This is a genomic window from Rhodococcus sp. 05-340-2 (genome assembly GCF_002258915.1).
Lineage (GTDB): Bacteria > Actinomycetota > Actinomycetes > Mycobacteriales > Mycobacteriaceae > Rhodococcoides.
Genome location: NZ_NOYU01000022.1, coordinates 137,020 through 154,489 on the forward strand (window position 1 = coordinate 137,020; position 17,470 = coordinate 154,489).

General features: G+C 64.2%; 16 protein-coding genes. 10 read left to right on the forward strand and 6 right to left on the reverse strand.

The genetic code is table 11. The features are described 5' to 3' along the window. Nucleotides 1–7 precede the first annotated feature (7 nt). Nucleotides 8–1,684, reverse strand: a complete 1,677-nt coding sequence (locus CH271_RS11475; protein ID WP_094633667.1) for an AMP-binding protein — start codon at nucleotides 1,682–1,684, stop codon at nucleotides 8–10. 117 nt (nucleotides 1,685–1,801) lie between these two features. On the opposite strand from CH271_RS11475, the gene CH271_RS11480 reads away from it, so the two are divergent. After that, complete coding sequence (locus CH271_RS11480; RefSeq protein ID WP_037188388.1) at nucleotides 1,802–2,548, forward strand: FadR/GntR family transcriptional regulator; 747 nt, start codon at nucleotides 1,802–1,804, stop codon at nucleotides 2,546–2,548. Nucleotides 2,549–2,627: 79 nt separating this feature from the next. Here the strand turns inward: CH271_RS11480 and mftR are convergent, their stop codons facing one another. After that, nucleotides 2,628–3,281, reverse strand: a complete 654-nt coding sequence (mftR, locus tag CH271_RS11485) for a mycofactocin system transcriptional regulator (RefSeq protein WP_094633668.1) — start codon at nucleotides 3,279–3,281, stop codon at nucleotides 2,628–2,630. 106 nt (nucleotides 3,282–3,387) lie between these two features. Between mftR and mftA the strand changes: the two genes are divergently transcribed. Genes mftA through mftD (CH271_RS11510) form a run of 5 tightly spaced genes read left to right on the forward strand, consistent with a single transcriptional unit; the run spans nucleotide 3,388 to nucleotide 7,417 of the window. Continuing rightward, the gene (gene mftA, locus CH271_RS11490; RefSeq protein ID WP_080733295.1) at nucleotides 3,388–3,501 is read left to right on the forward strand and encodes a mycofactocin precursor MftA; all 114 of its coding nucleotides are present in this window, start codon (nucleotides 3,388–3,390) and stop codon (nucleotides 3,499–3,501) included. A gap of 2 nt (nucleotides 3,502–3,503) precedes the next feature. Continuing rightward, nucleotides 3,504–3,788 (forward strand): mycofactocin biosynthesis chaperone MftB, encoded by a 285-nt coding sequence (gene mftB / locus CH271_RS11495; RefSeq protein ID WP_094633669.1) that lies wholly within the window; start codon nucleotides 3,504–3,506, stop codon nucleotides 3,786–3,788. A gap of 34 nt (nucleotides 3,789–3,822) precedes the next feature. Beyond that, on the forward strand, nucleotides 3,823–5,055 hold the full coding sequence (gene mftC, locus CH271_RS11500; RefSeq protein ID WP_037188381.1) for a mycofactocin radical SAM maturase: 1,233 nt from the start codon (nucleotides 3,823–3,825) through the stop codon (nucleotides 5,053–5,055). Further along, nucleotides 5,055–6,233 carry a pre-mycofactocin synthase MftD gene (gene mftD / locus CH271_RS11505; protein WP_037188379.1) on the forward strand — a complete coding sequence of 393 codons (1,179 nt, stop codon included), beginning with the start codon at nucleotides 5,055–5,057 and terminating at the stop codon, nucleotides 6,231–6,233. The genes mftC and mftD (CH271_RS11505) overlap by 1 nt, the downstream gene beginning before the upstream one ends. Next, complete coding sequence (mftD, locus tag CH271_RS11510) at nucleotides 6,230–7,417, forward strand: pre-mycofactocin synthase MftD (RefSeq protein ID WP_094633796.1); 1,188 nt, start codon at nucleotides 6,230–6,232, stop codon at nucleotides 7,415–7,417. The genes mftD (CH271_RS11505) and mftD (CH271_RS11510) overlap by 4 nt, the downstream gene beginning before the upstream one ends. A gap of 82 nt (nucleotides 7,418–7,499) precedes the next feature. Here mftD (CH271_RS11510) and CH271_RS29300 read toward each other — a convergent pair whose 3' ends face one another. Beyond that, nucleotides 7,500–7,826 (reverse strand): LuxR C-terminal-related transcriptional regulator, encoded by a 327-nt coding sequence (locus CH271_RS29300; RefSeq protein ID WP_256986372.1) that lies wholly within the window; start codon nucleotides 7,824–7,826, stop codon nucleotides 7,500–7,502. A 224-nt stretch (nucleotides 7,827–8,050) separates the two neighbouring features. Here CH271_RS29300 and CH271_RS11520 point away from each other — a divergent pair, with 224 nt between their 5' ends. Beyond that, the gene (locus tag CH271_RS11520) at nucleotides 8,051–11,824 is read left to right on the forward strand and encodes an NACHT and WD repeat domain-containing protein (RefSeq protein WP_094633670.1); all 3,774 of its coding nucleotides are present in this window, start codon (nucleotides 8,051–8,053) and stop codon (nucleotides 11,822–11,824) included. 26 nt (nucleotides 11,825–11,850) lie between these two features. Further along, nucleotides 11,851–12,045 carry a hypothetical protein gene (locus CH271_RS11525; RefSeq protein WP_037188375.1) on the forward strand — a complete coding sequence of 65 codons (195 nt, stop codon included), beginning with the start codon at nucleotides 11,851–11,853 and terminating at the stop codon, nucleotides 12,043–12,045. Between the two features lie 3 nt (nucleotides 12,046–12,048). Here the strand turns inward: CH271_RS11525 and CH271_RS11530 are convergent, their stop codons facing one another. The 3 genes from CH271_RS11530 to CH271_RS11540 all read right to left on the reverse strand — a co-directional run bounded on the left by CH271_RS11530 (nucleotide 12,049) and on the right by CH271_RS11540 (nucleotide 15,169). Continuing rightward, complete coding sequence (locus tag CH271_RS11530) at nucleotides 12,049–12,780, reverse strand: aspartate/glutamate racemase family protein (protein ID WP_094633671.1); 732 nt, start codon at nucleotides 12,778–12,780, stop codon at nucleotides 12,049–12,051. A gap of 10 nt (nucleotides 12,781–12,790) precedes the next feature. Further along, nucleotides 12,791–14,362, reverse strand: coding sequence for an NCS1 family nucleobase:cation symporter-1 (locus CH271_RS11535; protein ID WP_052047382.1), 1,572 nt, complete (start codon nucleotides 14,360–14,362; stop codon nucleotides 12,791–12,793). An 81-nt stretch (nucleotides 14,363–14,443) separates the two neighbouring features. Further along, complete coding sequence (locus tag CH271_RS11540) at nucleotides 14,444–15,169, reverse strand: GntR family transcriptional regulator (RefSeq protein ID WP_094633797.1); 726 nt, start codon at nucleotides 15,167–15,169, stop codon at nucleotides 14,444–14,446. A 70-nt stretch (nucleotides 15,170–15,239) separates the two neighbouring features. Between CH271_RS11540 and mftE the strand changes: the two genes are divergently transcribed. Both mftE and mftF read left to right on the forward strand, forming a co-directional pair. Then, nucleotides 15,240–15,926 (forward strand): mycofactocin biosynthesis peptidyl-dipeptidase MftE, encoded by a 687-nt coding sequence (gene mftE / locus CH271_RS11545; protein WP_094633673.1) that lies wholly within the window; start codon nucleotides 15,240–15,242, stop codon nucleotides 15,924–15,926. 125 nt (nucleotides 15,927–16,051) lie between these two features. Next, nucleotides 16,052–17,449, forward strand: a complete 1,398-nt coding sequence (gene mftF, locus CH271_RS11550; protein WP_094633798.1) for a mycofactocin biosynthesis glycosyltransferase MftF — start codon at nucleotides 16,052–16,054, stop codon at nucleotides 17,447–17,449. Nucleotides 17,450–17,470 lie beyond the last annotated feature (21 nt).

Sequence of the window (17,470 nt, forward strand, 5' to 3'; positions counted from 1 at the left end):
GGGTGTCCTATCTTTCGTGTGCTGCGGCAAAGGTCATCGCAGCCATCTGAGGCGGCACCGTGACGCGGTCCTGCGTCCAGTTGCGCAGTGCGAACTTCTGAATCTTTCCGCTGGCCGTCTTGGGTAGTGAGTCGACGATGAAAACGCTCTCCGGGATCTTCTGTACGGCGATTCGGCGCTGTACGAGGAACTCGCGCACTTCCTCGAGACTCAGATCGCGGTGGTCGCGAGTGACGACGAAGGCGCAACCACGTTCTCCCGTCACAGGATCGGGACCTGCGACAACGGCGATCTCGAGCACATCGGGATGTGTTCCGAGTTCGTTCTCCACGTCGTAGGCGCTGACTTTTTCGCCGGACCGGTTGATGATGTCCTTGATTCGCCCGACCACATGAAGGGCTCCGCTACCGTCGAAGCGGCCGAGGTCGCCGGTACGGAAGAATCCATCGTCGGTGAACGCTGCGGCGTTGAGAGAGGCATCGAGGTAGCCGAGGAAAGTATCCGGTCCACGCCAGACGATCTCGCCGACATCGCCGGTCTGGGCGATCCCACCGGAGGCGTCGGTCACGACCACCTCGGTTGTCTCGATGGGGCGACCGTCGGATTTCATCCGCAATGCAGGCGGGTCCCACCGGTCCGCGGTGGTGACCGACGGCCCCTCGGTGGCCCCGTACATCCGGACGACGGTACCGAGGCAGGTGGTGGCCGCCGCGGTCAGAGCATCGGGGATGTCGGCTCCGCCGCAGACGATATAGCGGATCGACGGGGTCGACGAGTGAGTCGCTTCGGCGGCGTCGAGCAGGCCTCGGAGAAACGGTGTCGAGAAGATCATGAAGCTGCACTGTTCGTCGATCACTCGCTGCAGCGCTGTTGCCGGGTCCCAATCGGCCTGCAACACAACGGTTGCGCCCACTACGAACGGGAGAACCAGAGCACAGTTGACTCCGGTGATGTGCGTGACCGGAGACGGATTGAAGACAACGTCGGTTTCGTTCAGTCCGAACCACCGCGCCATCGACAGGTTTTCGTACACCAGGGTGTTGTGGCTGTGGAGTACGCCTTTGGGGTCTGCGGTCGTTCCCGACGTGTAGAGCAACAAGCAGATGTCGTCGGGCGACGGAGAAGTCGCGGCATCGAGTTCGGCGACCATCGCGTCCGTGGCCTCGCCGATCAGGTCGGTCCACCTGGTTCCAGGTCGGTCGTCCGCGTAATCGCCTACGGTGACGATCGATTCGAGGTCCGGTAGTTCGGCGGACAGGTCGCTGTACATGTCGGCGACGTCGACCCCGCGCAACTCGGCGGGTACGAAGGCGATCCGCGCCCGCGACTGACCGAAGATGAAGCGGAGCTCGCGAAATCGGTAGATCGGCACGATCGGATTCGCGATGGCTCCGAGCTTCATCGCGGCATGGAAGACGACGATTGCCTCGGTGCAGTTGGGGAGCTGGAACGCGATCACATCGTCGGAGGTGATCCCTCGGGCGTGCAACGCAGCCGCCAGTCGAGTCGCGTCACGGTCGATGTCGGCGAAGCTCACGCGCCGGTCGCCGTCCACCACAGCAGTGGCGTCGGGATAGAGGCGGGCGGCACGTGAGAGGTAGTGCCCGATCGGAAGATCTGTCCACAGCCCGCGTTCGCGATACGACCGGGCGAGGTCGCTGCCCGGCGGCCGAGTCGGCAACATGGTCGGCTCCTGCCCTAGTCCTTCAGTTTTCTGACAATCACTACAGTAACTAAGCTACCAAACTATGTATAGAGTTAACCCGCATCACACCGAGATCGATGAGGTCAGGCCACAGACATGACAGCTGAGGAGAGTGTCGCTCCGCGGGGGCGATCGCCCAAGGTCTCCGCGAGGATCGCCAACATCATCGCGGACCGCATCCTCGACGGGGGCGTGGTGGAGGGTGAGCGGTTGCCCACGGAGAAGGACATGATGGCCGAGCACGGTGTTGCTCGGACCACGGTGCGTGAAGCGCTGCGTCTGCTCGAAAGCCGCGATCTGGTCACCATCAAATCGGGAATCGGCGGCGGGCCGGTGGTCAAGCGGCCGAGGCTCGAATCACTCGGCAACACCATGAAATTGTTCCTGCAGTTGGACGGGGCCAACATCAGCGACGTCATCGATGCTCGTCTGATGCTCGAACCCATCATCGCTCGCGAGGCCGCCTCGAACGTGAGCGACGAGCAGATAAAGATCATGCAGGGTGCGCTGGATCGAATGCGCGAGGACCCGGGTGACTACGGCAATTTTCAGGAGAACAACGCCGAGTTTCAGCGGGGGGTGTACGACGCGGCCGGAAATCCGGTCCTGAACATTCTGATGGAAACTCTCTGGCTGTTGGTGCGCGACGCCGAACCGAACGAGCATCCTCTCGCGACGCGGCTGGCGGCGATCGAGATGCAGCAGGACGTCCTCGATGCGCTGAGCCTGCGCGATCCCGACGCTGCTGCGGCCACGATGAGCGCGTTCGTCGGCGAATCGGCGAAGTACTACCGTCGCCGCCTGCGGGCCATCATTTCCCGTCCGGTTCGGTGGCAGATGTAGATCTCCGAGACACCAGTGGTGTCGGAACGGGTCTCGTCGCGGACTCCATCGAATCGACTCCGCGCTCGGTTTCGACCGCTTACTCGACGCGCTCTCCGTCCAGTTCGCCGGCGGTGGTGCCGCTGGACGCTCGGAGCGGACCGACACCGCCGAACAGAACCGACGCTCCTGCCGTCAGAAGTTCGGGAAGGTCGTTCTTCTCGTCGATCAGCCAATGCTCGTACGCGGAGATCGCCACGCCCAGGAGCATCCACCCGACGGTGCGCGGAAGGTGGTCGGCAGGGGCTGAGTTCGTTCGTGCAGCCACGTACTCGGCAATGACCTGACGCCAGCCCTCGTACATCACCATCGAGTAGCTCTGCAGTGCTGGATTTCCCAGGATCAGCGCCATGCGCTGTCGATGGACGGCAGCCTCCTCGGGCGGAAACGTGTTGAACTGCAACAGGGCCGATTGCAATCCGTCCGCGAGTCCGATGTCCTCGGGCAGCCCGTTCAGGTGGGTCCTCAATGCCGAGAGCTGAGCGTCGAAATCGCCCCAGGGAACTGCGTTCTTGGATGGGAAGTAGCGAAAGAACGTGCGCCTCGCGATGCCCGCGGCATCGGCGATGTCGTCGACGCTGGTCTCCTCGAATCCCTTGGCGGCGAACAGCTCGATTCCGAGATCACTCAGCTCGCCCCGCGTTGTGGACGGGCGTCTACCTGGCTGATTGGAGGGTTTCGCGCTCCTGACCATTTTCTTCTTTCCATCCTCTGGTTTTCTGCACTCAGTGTCATTATGTTGGTGACCCAAGCCACTGTCGACTCCGATTGTGGTCCGCAACAATTTCCGGAGGTTTCAGATGTCGAAGAACAACGAGAACGCTGTGGTCGGTACGGCTGTCGTCGAGTCCGATCTGGTCGAGGAGTCGTTGGTCGAGGAAGTGTCGATCGACGGCATGTGCGGCGTCTACTGATCATGACTGCTGCAGTGCAAGACGCACTCGATCTGGATGCGCGGTGGGTTCTGCATCCGCAGGTGGCGTTGCGTCCGGAGTCGTTCGGGGCGTTGCTGTATCACTTCGGAACTCGCAAGCTTTCGTTTCTGAAGAACCGCACGATCGTGGCGATCATCGAATCGCTGCCCGAGCACTCGGACATGCGGTCGGCGATCGCAGCCGCGGGGATCACCGAATCCGCGTCGGCTCCGTACGTGAAAGCACTCACCACGCTGGCTCACTCGAACATGATCACCCGCCCGTAAAGCCCTGACCTACTGCAGAAGAGGACTTCCGCCCATGACCTCCACCCTCGAAAGACCAGCTCCGGTTGGAAAACTGGTCGATCAGTTCGAGCTCGGGCTCGACGCACCGATCTGTCTGACGTGGGAGTTGACCTACGCCTGCAACCTGTCGTGCGTGCATTGCTTGTCCTCGTCGGGTCGCCGTGACCCGCGCGAGCTCAGTACCGAGCAGTGCAAGTCGATCATCGACGAGCTGCAGAAGATGCAGGTGTTCTACGTCAACATCGGTGGCGGTGAGCCGACGGTGCGGTCGGATTTCTGGGAGCTCGTCGATTACGCGACGGCGCATCAGGTGGGGGTGAAGTTCTCCACGAACGGGGTCAAGATCGACAAGAAGGTGGCTGCGCGTCTGGCGGCGTCGGACTACGTCGACGTACAGATCTCCATCGACGGCGCGACCGCCGAGGTCAACGACGCGGTCCGCGGGCCGGGTTCGTTCGACATGGCCTGCCGGGCTCTGGAGAACCTGAAGGAAGCGGGCTTCCGCGACGCGAAGATCTCCGTCGTCGTCACCCGGCACAACGTTTCGCAGCTCGACGATTTCAAGGCCCTGGCCGACAAATACGCTGCGACACTGCGTATCACCCGGTTGCGGCCGTCGGGTCGCGGTGCGGATGTCTGGGACGATCTGCACCCGACGGCCGGTCAGCAGCGCGAGCTCTACAACTGGCTCGTCGCGAACGGTGAAGGCGTATTGACCGGTGATTCGTTCTTCCACCTGTCGGCATTCGGTGACGCTCTGCCCGGGCTCAACCTGTGCGGCGCGGGGCGTGTGGTGTGTCTGATCGATCCGATCGGTGACGTGTATGCGTGCCCGTTCGCCATTCACGAGAACTTCCTCGCCGGCAACATCGTCCGCGACGCGAAAGACGGAATGGGCGGATTCCAATCGGTGTGGCAGACATCGGAATTGTTCCAGGAACTGCGCTCGCCGCAGACCTCGGGCGCGTGCACCAAGTGCGCCCATTTCGATGCGTGCCGTGGTGGATGCATGGCAGCGAAATTCTTCACCGGCCTGCCGATGGACGGCCCGGATCCCGAATGCGTCATCGGTAACGGCGAAATGGCGTTGGCAGCGGCGGGGGAGATCCCCAAGTCCAGCGTCGACCATTCCCGTACCGGGCAGCGCAAGACCCCACGAAAGTCGGTGCCGCTGACGTTGATGATGCGTCCGCCGGCGAAGATCTGCGACGAGAACCCGCTCGCAGGAATGGAACAGGAACACTGATGGCGAAGAGCGAGTGGTTCGAGACCGTTGCCGAAGCGCAGCGGCGTGCGAAGAAACGCCTACCGAAGTCGGTGTACGCCGCGCTGGTGGCAGGCTCCGAGCGCGGGTTGACGATCGACGACAACATGGCGGCGTTCGGCGAGCTCGGCTTCGCCCCGCATGTGGCTGGGTTGTCGGACAAGCGGGATCTGTCGACGACGGTGATGGGGCAGTCGCTGTCGTTCCCGGTGATGATCTCCCCGACCGGTGTGCAGGCGGTTCATCCCGACGGGGAGGTCGCCGTCGCGAGAGCTGCTGCGGCGCGGGGGATTCCGATCGGATTGTCCTCGTTCGCGAGCAAATCCGTCGAAGAGGTCGCTGCGGCCAACCCGCAGACGTTCTTCCAGATGTACTGGGTGGGTTCGCGTGAGATCCTGCTGCAACGGATGGAGCGTGCCCGTGCCGCGGGAGCTGTCGGGTTGATCATGACCCTGGACTGGTCGTTCTCCAACGGCCGCGATTGGGGCTCTCCGTCGATCCCGGAGAAGATGGACCTCAAGGCAATGGTGCAGTTCGCGCCCGAAGGCATCATGCGCCCGAAGTGGTTGTGGGAGTTCGCCAAGACCGGCAAGATTCCCGACCTGACGACCCCCAACCTGACTCCACCCACCGGTGGTCCCGCGCCGACGTTCTTCGGTGCGTACGGAGAGTGGATGGGTACTCCGTTGCCGACGTGGGAGGACGTGGCGTGGCTGCGTGAGCAGTGGGGTGGGCCGTTCATGCTCAAGGGCGTCATGCGTGTCGACGACGCCAAGAAGGCTGTCGATGCAGGCGTGACCGCTATTTCGGTGTCGAATCACGGCGGCAACAATCTCGACGGCACACCTGCTCCGATCCGGGCGCTGCCTGCGATCGCCGAGGCCGTCGGCGATCAGATCGAGATCACTCTCGATGGCGGAATTCGCCGTGGCAGCGACGTGGTGAAGGCACTGGCGTTGGGTGCGCGGGCTGTGTTGATCGGCCGCGCGTACTTGTGGGGTCTGTCTGCCAATGGTCAGGCGGGTGTGGAGAACGTGCTCGACATTCTGCGCGGCGGAGTCGATTCCGCTGTCCTCGGCCTCGGCCACACCTCGGTACAGGATCTCTCACCGTCCGATGTCGTGATGCCTCTCGGATTCGACCGCAAGCTCGGGGTCTGAGCGAGAACGTGTGGTTCGAGACCGTTGCCGAAGCGCAGCGGCGAGCGGCGAGGCGTCTACCGAAGTCCGTGTACGCAGCGTTGGTGGCGGGGTCCGAACGCGGTCTGACCGCGGCAGACAACACAGCGGCGTTCGGTGAACTCGGGTTCGCCCCACACGTGGCGGGATTGTCGGACACGCGCAATCTGTCGACAACACTGATGGGACAGGCTCTTTCGTTTCCCGTGATGATCTCGCCGACGGGTGTGCAGGCGGTCCACCCGGACGGTGAGGTCGCTGTGGCGAGAGCGGCAGCGGCGCGGGGTATTTCGATGGGATTGTCGTTGTTCGCGAGCAAACCGATCGAGGACGTCGTCGCTGCGAATCCGCAGACGTTCTTTCAGCTTCACTGGGTCGGTTCACGAGAGTTGTTGCTGCACATGCTTCATCGCGCACGTGCCGCGGGCGCGGTCGGGCTGATCGTGACGATGGACTGGTCGTTTTCGGAGGGCCGCGACTGGGGTAGCCCGGTCATTCCGGAACGCCTCGATGCCAGGGCGATGCTGCGGTTCGCGCCGGAAGCTCTGTCGCGGCCGCGGTGGCTGACTCAATGGGTGCGGTCGGGCACGATCCCTGACCTGACCGCACCCAATCTTGCCCCGCCCGGTGGGCCCGCGCCGACGTTCTTCGCTGCGTATCGGGAGTGGAAGTCCACCGCGCTGCCCACGTGGGAGGACATCGCCTGGCTACGCGAGCAGTGGGGCGGTCCGTTCATGCTCAAGGGCATCTCGCGGGTCGACGACGCGCTGCGGGCCGTGGACGCCGGCGTCACGGCGATGTCGGTGTCCAATCACGGCGGCAACAATCTCGACGGGGCTCCTGCCTCGATTCGGGTGTTGCCGTCCATCGCCGAAGCAGTGGGGGATCAGGTCGAGATCACCCTCGACGGTGGTATCCGGCGGGGAAGTGATGTCGCGAAAGCACTGGCGCTCGGTGCGCGAGCTGTCCTGATCGGACGGGCGTACCTGTGGGGTCTGGCCGCGAACGGTCAGGCCGGGGTCGAGAACGTGCTCGACATTCTGCGCGGCGGCCTGGACTCCGCGGTCCTCGGTCTCGGACGTGCTTCGGTGCACGACCTGTCACCGTCCGATGTGGTTGTGCCGCCTGACTTCGAACGGTCGAATCAGCGCCCCGGTCTGGGATAGCCGACGCCGATCCGAGTCCGGGATCCAGAATCGAGGGGCTGATTTTACTCGCCGGTCCGACTGCGAGGTTACGAATCGAGACTCACCACTCGGACAGGTGAGTGTGACCGTCCTGCAGCGCACGTGCGAAAAGGGCGGCCTTCGTCGGCGCGCTGCGGCCCACAGCGGCGTACTTCTGTCGAACTCGGGTGATGTGCGTGTTGATCGTGCCCACCGAAATGTAGACGGACCGAGCTGCGACCGTCTTCGAGTCGGAGGCGAACCAGGCGAGCATGACCTCGATTTCGCGGGCGCTGAGCGCAGGCTTGCGGAGACGAGGGTCGAGCGGTGCGGGGGGTGCATCAGGTCCCCGCGGTGCAGGCCTTCGGAACGGATGATGCACTGCCGATGCCAGCGTTCGTTCGAGCACGAGAATTTCCCCCTCCAGTCTGCGCCTACCCCCGACCACACCGTCCATCGTCGACGGGAGTTCGTGGCGGAACCAGCCGGACGAGCAAGTCCGTACAAGGTCAATACGGACGGCCACGGACGCCGTACGTGCGTCATTCAAACGCATCAATTTGGTGTTTGTCCTGCTCAGCGTGACGAATGAGTGCCGCTGTCGACGACTTTCCAGTCCTATAGTTTGCGCTCATGACCCCCGACCGCCCGGATCCCTCGTCGATCTCGGACCGCACCGAATTCGCGGCCGCACTGCGTGCGGTCAGGGTCGAGGCGGGCGCAACGGTCCGAGAGGTCGTCGAGCGTTCCGGTGGTTTGCACGGCACAATCAGCGGCTGGTTCTCCGGCCACCACGTTCCGACCAAAGCCAGCGCCGAGATGTTCGCCGCCGTACTCATCGCATGCGGCGTCGACGCCGAGGACGAGCGCGCACTGTGGTGGGATGCGGTGTCCCGGGTGCGGTCCATTCCGGGCAGACGCGCCGTCGATCCGGTGAAGGGCGACCCCCCGTACAAGGGCCTTGCAGCGTTCGAGTCAGCCGACGCCGAGTGGTTCTTCGGACGTGACGATCTCATCGAGCGCCTGGGCACTCGCGTCCGTCGCGCCCTCGACTCCGGTGGAGGCATTGTCTTCGTCGTCGGTGCTTCGGGCTCGGGTAAGTCCTCGCTCCTGCGTGCAGGTCTGGCATCGAGGTTCCCTGGTTCGGAAGTCCATTCCGGCGTCGGCGATATCCGTGCCTTCCCCGAGCGAGCCGAATCGTTCGAGCCGGGATCACTTCTCGTCCTCGATCAGGCCGAGGAGCTGTGGACACTGGCGACATCGCCTGAGCGCGAGAACTTTCTCCGTGCGGCATCGGCGTTGCCGAGCGCGGGGTCGGTTCTCGTGGTCGGACTGCGGGCGGATTTCTATCAGGACGCCGCGTCCGAGGACGCGTTGCTTGTTGGACTGTCCGACAACCCGGTTGTTGTCGGGCGTCTCACCGAGTCACAACTGCGGGAGGTCATCGTCTCGCCTGCCGCGAAGGCGGGTGTCACCGTCGAGGATGCTCTCGTTCAGGTCTTGGTCGGCGAATTGGGTCCGCGCGGATCGCAGTTCGCCCACGACTCGGGTGCTCTGCCGTTGCTGTCCCACGCTCTGCTGACCACGTGGCAGGCGTCGAGAGGCAGCACGCTGACCGTCGCGGACTATCTCGAAACCGGTGGGATCGGCGGCGCAGTGGGGCAGAGCGCCGAGGAAGTGTTCGTGGCCCTGACCGCCGAACAGCAGCGCGAAGCACGACGCATCTTCATGCGGCTGGTCAATCTCGAGGACGACGTCGTCACTCGTCGCCGCGTGGATCGTGTCGAGCTGTTCCAGGGAGACGAGAACGCAGACGCGGTGACCGACGTCGACGCCGTCGTCGAACGGTTCGCCGCGCGCAGACTGCTGACCGTCGAGGAAGAGACCGTCCAGGTGACCCACGAGGCGTTGCTCACGGCGTGGCCGCGGCTCGGTGAGTGGCTCGACGACGATCGGCAGTGGCTCGTCGAACACCGCCGGCTCACCCAGGCGGCGGAACTGTGGGAGAACAACGACCGCGACGACGGCTCGCTGTTGTCCGCATCGAGGCTGCTACTCGTGCAAGAATCCATCGGACCGGTGCGTCGGCGAGACCTCAATTCCGTGGAGAGGCACTACCTCGAAGCGAGCGCCGACAGGATCGAGCACCGGACCCGAAGCGATCGCCGTCGTCGACGCACCCTCGAAACGCTTGTCGGAGCACTCGCGTTTCTGACCGTGCTGGCCGTGACACTGGCGGTGACCGCGTTCGTTGCCCGATCGGACGCCAACAGTCGGCGGGTCGACGCCGAACACGCCGAGGCGGAGGCCGTCTCCCGTCAGATCGCCGGTGTCGCACAGCAATTGAGGAGCCAAGATCCCGGTCTCGCGGCCTACTTCGCGTTGGCGTCGTACGAGGTGGACCGAACGTCGGAGGCGCGATCGGCATTGCTCGATTCGTCCGCGATCCACACTCCGGTGCGGCTGCTCGGGGTGGAGGGCGAGGCGGTGACCGCGGTCGACCCTCGCGGAAGCATCGTGACAACAGCCGGTTCCGACGGACATGTGCGGATGTGGTCCCTCGCGGAAGGACACGCACAGCTCGGCGAAATCGTCTCCCGTGACGTGTCGGCGTTGGCGTTCGATCCGCGCGGTGGCGTTCTCGCCGTGGGTGGGTTCTACGGCGTCGAACTGTGGGACGTGTCGGACCCGGTAGAACCGATTATGTTGTCGCGCAACGATATCAACGAGGTCCGGAGCCTGTCCTACTCTCCCGATGGCCGCTTGCTTCTCGTCGGTACCCAGGACGAGACGATGCCGCTCCTCGACGTCTCCGAGCCCGCTCGGCCGGTCGCAATGGCCGAAGTGACTCAGCCCGGCTCGCCGACAGCGACGGAATTCAGTCCCGACGGTCGGTACCTGGTGACGGTCGGTCCCGGTCGCGCGATGCGGTTGTGGGACGCGACCCGACTGACCGCGTCTCCAGCAGCCCCTGTCGTTCCGCTGATCGACGTCCCCTCGGACGGGTCGACCTACACCGCGCTACAGCTGGCCTTCTCTCCCGACGGCAGCACGTTGATCGCGGGTACCACCGGTCGCGAGGTTCTGCGCTGGGCGGTCGACGGCGGTCGGCTGTCTCCACTACCGGCGTTGACGGGATTCACCAGTTACGTCAACGATGTGGCGTTCAGCGGAGACGGGGTGTTGATCGCTGCAGCGAGTTCGGACAATTCCTCGAAGGTGTGGGACGCCGCATCGGGAACGCTGCAGCGGACGCTGCCCGGCCCGATCGAGGTGACCTCGCTCGCGTTCGCGCCTGATCTCTCGTCGATCGTCACCGCCAGTGGCGATGGAATCACCCGGATCTGGCCACTCCCCGGACCGGCCCTTGCCGACGCCGGTGACACGATCTACCAGAATCCCATCGGAGCGTCGGGGACTCGTCTCCTCGTCGGAGCCGGTAGCCGAGCCCCTGCCACGACTCTTTGGGACGTCTCGGATGTGGAACATCCGGTGGCATCGGAACCGTTGGTGGTCGGTGACGGTATGGAGCAGACGGGTGCGGTGGCGCTCGCCGTCGACGGCACCCGTGCTGCGGTCGGCACGACGACAGGCGGATTCCAGCTCTGGGACACAACCGATCTCGCCGATCCGGTGGCCCTCGGCACCGTTCGGACGGCAACCACCAGCTTGACCGCAGTGTTGGTTTTCGACCGCACCGGCACCCTGCTGGTCGCGTCCGGCCAGAACTCGAGCGATGTGTCGTTGTGGTCGCTGGCCGAACCCGCAACCCCACGAGCGTTGTCGACCCTGGAGGCGGGGAACTACCCCGCGGGGATGGCGCTGTCGCCCGACGGTTCGGTACTCGCCATCGCCAGTGTCGGGGGCGTGGTCGAACTGTGGGATGTCGGCGACCCGACCGAGCCGCGCCGGACGGCCGTGCTCGGCGGGTTCGGAAGTAGCGTCCAGGCCGTGGCCATCTCACCGGATGGGCGAACTCTTGCCGCAGGCAGTGCGGATCGCTCGATTCGACTGTGGGACATGGAGAACTCTGCCGAGCCGCAGCACCTGTCGCGCATCGTCGGGCCGTCCAGCCCGATCTATTCCCTCTCGTTCGACCGGGCCGGTGCACGCCTGGCTGCCGGCGACGGGGGCTCGACGCTGTGGTTGTGGAACGTGGGGGACCGCACCGCACCCGAGCAGTATGCCGCGCTCACGGCCTACGGCCGGCGCGTCAACGATGCGGTGTTCGCCGCGGACGGGCAGGTGGTGCTGGGCGGTGGCACGGCCCGCGACGTCCGAATGTGGCGGACCGAGCCGGAGGACGTACGTACTCGCCTGTGCGGATCAGGAGGATCGGTGGTCACGGAGGCCGAATGGGCCCAGTACCTCCCCGGCGTTCCTTACCGAGAGTTGTGTAGCAGCTGACCGAGTGGGGATGGTGTACTTGCGCAATGACCGACAAGCTGCCGAGGAGCATTACGACGTCTGCTCTCGTCGCACTCGTGGCGTCCTGCGTCGTGATCTACGTCGGGTTGTTCGACGACTCGATGTCCACGACCCTGCAGGTCGTACTGCTGCTCGTCGGCGTACTGGTTGCCGGCGCAGCAATCGGCTACACCGTCGCCAAGCTCGGTCGGTCCAGGTAACACTCAGGGCCTACTGAATCCCTCGAGCATCCCCGTGTAGAGCTTGGGCGGTGGGACGGCGAATTCGCCGCGCTTTCCGGTCCGCAGTCCGAGGGTTACGAGGGACTGCACGAACAGTGTTCCCGCGGCAACCCCGTCGACGACGGGTACTCCGATCTCGGCCGAAATGTGTTGGCACAGATCGGCCATGCCTGCGCAGCCGAGCACGACGGCATCGCTGCCGTCCGTCTCGACGGCGACGCGGCACGCCTCGGTGACGATCTTGCGGGCGTCGGGGTCGGTCTCGAGATCCAGGACCGGCATGTCGCACGCATGTATACCGAGGCAATGGCGGCCGAAGCCGTAGTGATGCGCCAGATCCTGTGCCCGGCCGACGGTGCGGCCGAGGGTGGTGACGACACTGAATCCGCGGCCCAGGAAACTCGCGGCGTGCATTGCCGCTTCCGCGATACCGATGACCGGTCCGGACGCGGATTCGCGGGCCGCGTCGATGCCGGGATCGCCGAAGCAGGCGATGACGTAACCGTCGACCCCCGCGGCCTCGCCACTGGCGATCTCGGCGAGAATGCCGGGGACACTGAGGGCTTCGTCGACGTGACTTTCGATGGATACCGGCCCCATCGAGGGACTGACCGCATCGATGACGGTGCCCGGGCCTACTACGGCCCGGGCACAATCACCGATCGTTGCGGTCATCGAACCGGTGGTGTTCGGATTGATGACCTTGATGAGCACGTACGAAATCCTATGCCTTGGCTGGAACGTCGAAGTCGGTGACAGCGAGCTTGGTCTTCGTCGCCAGATAGAAGTACATGACGAAGCCGATGCCGCAGCCGATGAACCAACTGTACTTCGAGGCCGTCGACATTCCGGCGATCTCCATGCCGTCGATTGCCCCGTTGAAGAGCACGGTGAACATGGCTACGAGCGCGCCCACGATTGTGGAGTACACCGCTGCCGGGTTGTAACCCTTCGAGTACCAGTACAACCCGGTCGGCGACATCGAGAACAGTTCGTCGACAACGACTTTCTGCTTGCGGACGAGGTAGTAGTCGGCGATCAGGATGCCGAACAACGGTCCGATGAACGCACCGAGAGTTTCCAGGGTCAGGTGAATGACCTCGGGATTGTTGTACAGGTTCCACGGGGTGATGAGCACCGAGCCGATGGCGGCGATCATGCCGCCGGCACGCCAGCTGATCTTCTGGGGGCTGACGTTGGAGAAGTCGAAGGCCGGCGAGATGAAGTTGGCGACGATGTTGATGCCGATGGTGGCGATCGTGAAGGTCAGGGCACCGAGGACGATCGCGAACGTGCTGTCGATTCGGGCGACGGTCTCGACCGGGTCGGTGATCAGCTCACCGAACACCGGCAGCGTCAGGGAGGCGGTGACGACGACGAGAATCGAGAACACCAGGAAGTTCACCGGCAGGCCGAGGAAGTTGCCCTTCTTCACTGCGGCATAGGACTTGCCGTAGCGCGAGAAGTCGCCGAAGTTGAGCATCGGACCGGAGAAGTACGAGACCACGAGCGCGATGGCGCCGAGCATCACCGGGATCGAGCTCAGACCCGTGTGCTCGACCTCGCCGAGGTTGAGGTCGATCGCGCCCCAGCCGGCTTTCCAGATCAGGTAGCCGCACAGCATGAACATCACGACGTAGACCGCAGGGCCGCAGAAGTCGATGAACTTGCGAATGGACTCCATGCCACGCCAGAAGACCGCGGCCTGGACAACCCAGAGGAACAGGAAGCTCGCCCAGCCGAGCAGGGAGAGTCCGACGAAACCGTAGTCCGCAGTCACCGCGTACGGAGCCAGCGACGGGAACAACTTGATCAGCACGATATCGAGTGCGGCCGAGGCCAGGAATGTCTGAATGCCGTACCAGGCCACCGCGATCAGACCGCGGATGATGGCCGGAATATTGGCACCGAGGACGCCGAAGACGCTGCGGCAGATGACCGGGTACGGAACCCCCGATACCTGGCTGGGCTTGGCGACGAGGTTGCAGAAGAAGTAGACGATCGTGATGCCGACGAGGAGTGCGATCAGCACCTGCCAACTGGCCAGCCCGAGCGCGAACAGGCTGCCCGCGGTCACGTACCCACCGACCGAGTGCACATCCGACATCCAGAAGGCGAACAGGTTGTACGAGGTCCAGGTCTGCTTCTTCAGCGGAGCCAGATCCTCGTTGGTCAGCCGCGGGTCGTAGCTGTCCTTGATCAGTCCACCACCGACGGGGTGCCCCGCGGCTTCCACAAGATCTCCCGTTTGGGCGGGACCGTGCGCTGTATCTGTCATCGATGCTCCTGACGGCATGGCGTATGAGGTGAATGAGGAAAAGTTAGCGGCGTAGTGTTGCGCGCTCGTGACGTAAGCGATATATCTTCGGCGGATTGTCTATCGCGTCTGGTCGGACGGCGGATCGGCGAACAATCCGTGGTCGTTCGACAGTGTCGAAATGACCGAATTGAGACGCGTGTGATGATGCTGCGCGGCGCGCAGCAGACCCGCGGAATCACCGGCCAAGAATGCCGCGAGCATTTCGGCATGATCGCTGTGCAGTGACGCTCTGTCCGACCCGGCGACATGAACCATGGGTTGCACGGGTTCGGTGATGTTCCAGGCGGATTCGAGCATGTGCAGTAACCGGTGCATCCGAGACGGGCGCGTCAGCGACAGGTGGAATTCACGTGAGAGTCGGTGATACTCCCGTGAGTCGTCCTGGGCCAAGGAGGCCTCGAGTTGTCTGTTGACCTCGATGAGGTGTTCGCGGTCGGTATCGGTCGCCAGATCGACCGCGACCGGTAGTGCCGCAGTCTCGAGAACCTCACGCACGATGTACATTTCGCGAAGTTCGGCCGCGGTCAGCTGAGCGACCGTGTAGCCCAGGTTCGGTCGATGATCGACCAAGCCCTCGCCGATGAGTGTCTTGAGGGATTCGCGCACCGGAATTCTGCTCACTCCGAAAAGTTCCGCTACTTCATTGAGTGGAATCGGTGTATTCGGAGGCGCATCGCCGGCAAGAATGACTCGGCGTAACTCTTGTAGAATTGTCGGCTGCGGGCCACCGGGTGCCGATATCGACAATTGCGAGAGCAATATGGATCGGCGACGGGGTGGCACGAATCGAAGATTATCGTCGCAGTGTTTCGGCGGCGTGACGTCCTCGTTCCATCCGATAGCATCTGCACTCATGGCCACGGACCCCCTCGGTACGCAGTACTGGCCGGACATCGACGGGTCTCGGACCCTCGTGGTGCCGGTCGGCTCGACCGAGCAGCACGGTCCGCACCTCCCGCTCGACACCGACACTCGTATCGCAACAGCCGTGGCGCACACCATCGCGGATGCCGTCGTGGCCCCCGCGATCGCGTACGGAGCCAGTGGCGAGCACGAGGGATTTCCCGGCACCGTCTCGATCGGGGCCGCAGCGCTCGAATCGGTCCTGGTGGAGTACGGGCGCTCCGCGTGCCGCTGGGCCGAGCGGGTGGTCTTCGTCAACGGGCACGGAGGCAACGGCCCCACTGTGCGGTCCGCAGTGCTGTTGCTCCGGTACGAGGGACGCGATGTCGTGTGGTTCCCGTGCGCGATACCCGGAGCAGATGCTCACGCCGGTCGCACCGAAACGTCGTTGCTGCTGCACCTTTCGCCCGAGGTGGTGGACATGAGCAAGGCCGAGGTGGGGAACGTGGCCGACATCGCCGACCTGCTCCCGTCGCTTCGCGTCGACGGCATGGCACCGATCACTCCCAACGGCGTGCTCGGCGATCCCACCGGGGCCGATTCGGAGGAGGGGAGGCGCTTGTTCGAGGCCCTCTGCGTCCGCGCAGGCGATGCAGTACAGAGATGGAGTCCCTCCGAGCACGGAGTGATCACATGATCGAACACGGTGAAACGCCTGCTGGGGGACCGGTCGACGATTCCGGAAAAACGGGGCATGGGTATGTTCCGTCCGATTTCACGGGTGGCCGACACTTCGGCGTCTCGTCCGCTTACGATCTCCTGATGGGTGAAGGTCGGTTGCCTGATGGCTTCGGGGTGCGAGTGGATCCACGCGTACGCACATTCTCCGAAGGGCGCGTCCTGATCGGTGGTTCACCGACCCGCATGCTCAAGCTCGCACCGACCGCTGCGGCGATGATCGGCGATGGATTCATCGAAGTGACCGACTCGCAGTCCGCTCTCGTCGCTCGCAAATTGCTCGACTCGGGTGTCGGGAACCCGCGCCCGATGTCGATCCCGTCGCCGTGTGACGTCACCGTCGTCGTACCGCTCAAGAACAACGAGGCGGGGTTGGAGCGGTTGATCGCGGCGCTGCACGGATTGCACGTCATCATCGTCGACGACGGGTCGGACGTCCCGGTCGCAGTGCCGCGGATCTCGTGGAGTGTGGGCAGCGTGACGGTGCTGCGGCACGAGCGCTCGCGCGGACCGGCTGCGGCGCGGAACACTGGCTTGCGTTGCGCCACAACAGATTTCGTAGCGTTCCTGGATTCGGACGTCGTCCCGCGTAAGGGGTGGCTCGAGGTGATGCTGGGCCACTTCTCGGACCCGGCAGTCGCTCTGGTGGCCCCTCGCATCGTCGCACTCGAGTCCGAGGGCAGCGCGCTGGCCCGGTACGAACACGCCCGCTCGTCGCTCGACCTCGGCCGTAGAGAAGCTGCAGTACGCGCGGGCAGCTCGGTGTCGTACGTTCCCAGCGCCGCGATGTTGATGCGCCGGTCGGTGGCGATGGACTGCGACGGATTCGACGAGTCGATGCACGTGGCCGAGGACGTGGACCTGTGCTGGCGATTGCAGGAAGCGGGGTGGCGGCTGCGGTACGAACCCGTCGCCCACGTCGCGCACGAGCATCGCGTCACCTTCGTCGAATGGTTCGCCCGCAAGCTGTTCTACGGGACCGGTGCCACGCCGTTGTCGGCACGTCATCCGGGAATGGTGCCGCCGATCGCGATGTCTCCGTGGACGTTGGTCGCGTGTCTGCTCGCCGCGAGTCTGACGCGAATCGGGCTTGTCGGTGCTGCCGCCACACTGGGCGTGACGATAGTGCGCCTGCGAAAGATGTTCGTCGGTCTGGATCAACCCACGCGGATCGCGGCCATTCTCGCCGCCGAGGGTTTTGTGGCGGGGTTGTGGCAATTGGCGTCGGCCCTGTGTCGACATTATTGGCCGATCACGCTGCTCGCCGTGTTGCTGTCGAGTCGTATTCGTAGAATTGCGCTGGGATTGGCTGTGGCAGAGGCCTTTTCGGATTGGTACAAGCACCGTGAGCTCGGCGGCCTCGATCCTGTGCGCTATGCGTTCTACAAGCGAGCCGATGACGTCGCCTACGGAGCAGGGCTGTGGCGCGGTGCACTGTCCGCGCGCAGTGTCGACGCGCTCAAGCCACGCCTCGACGGCTGACGTGGTGCGAGCCCGGTCGGC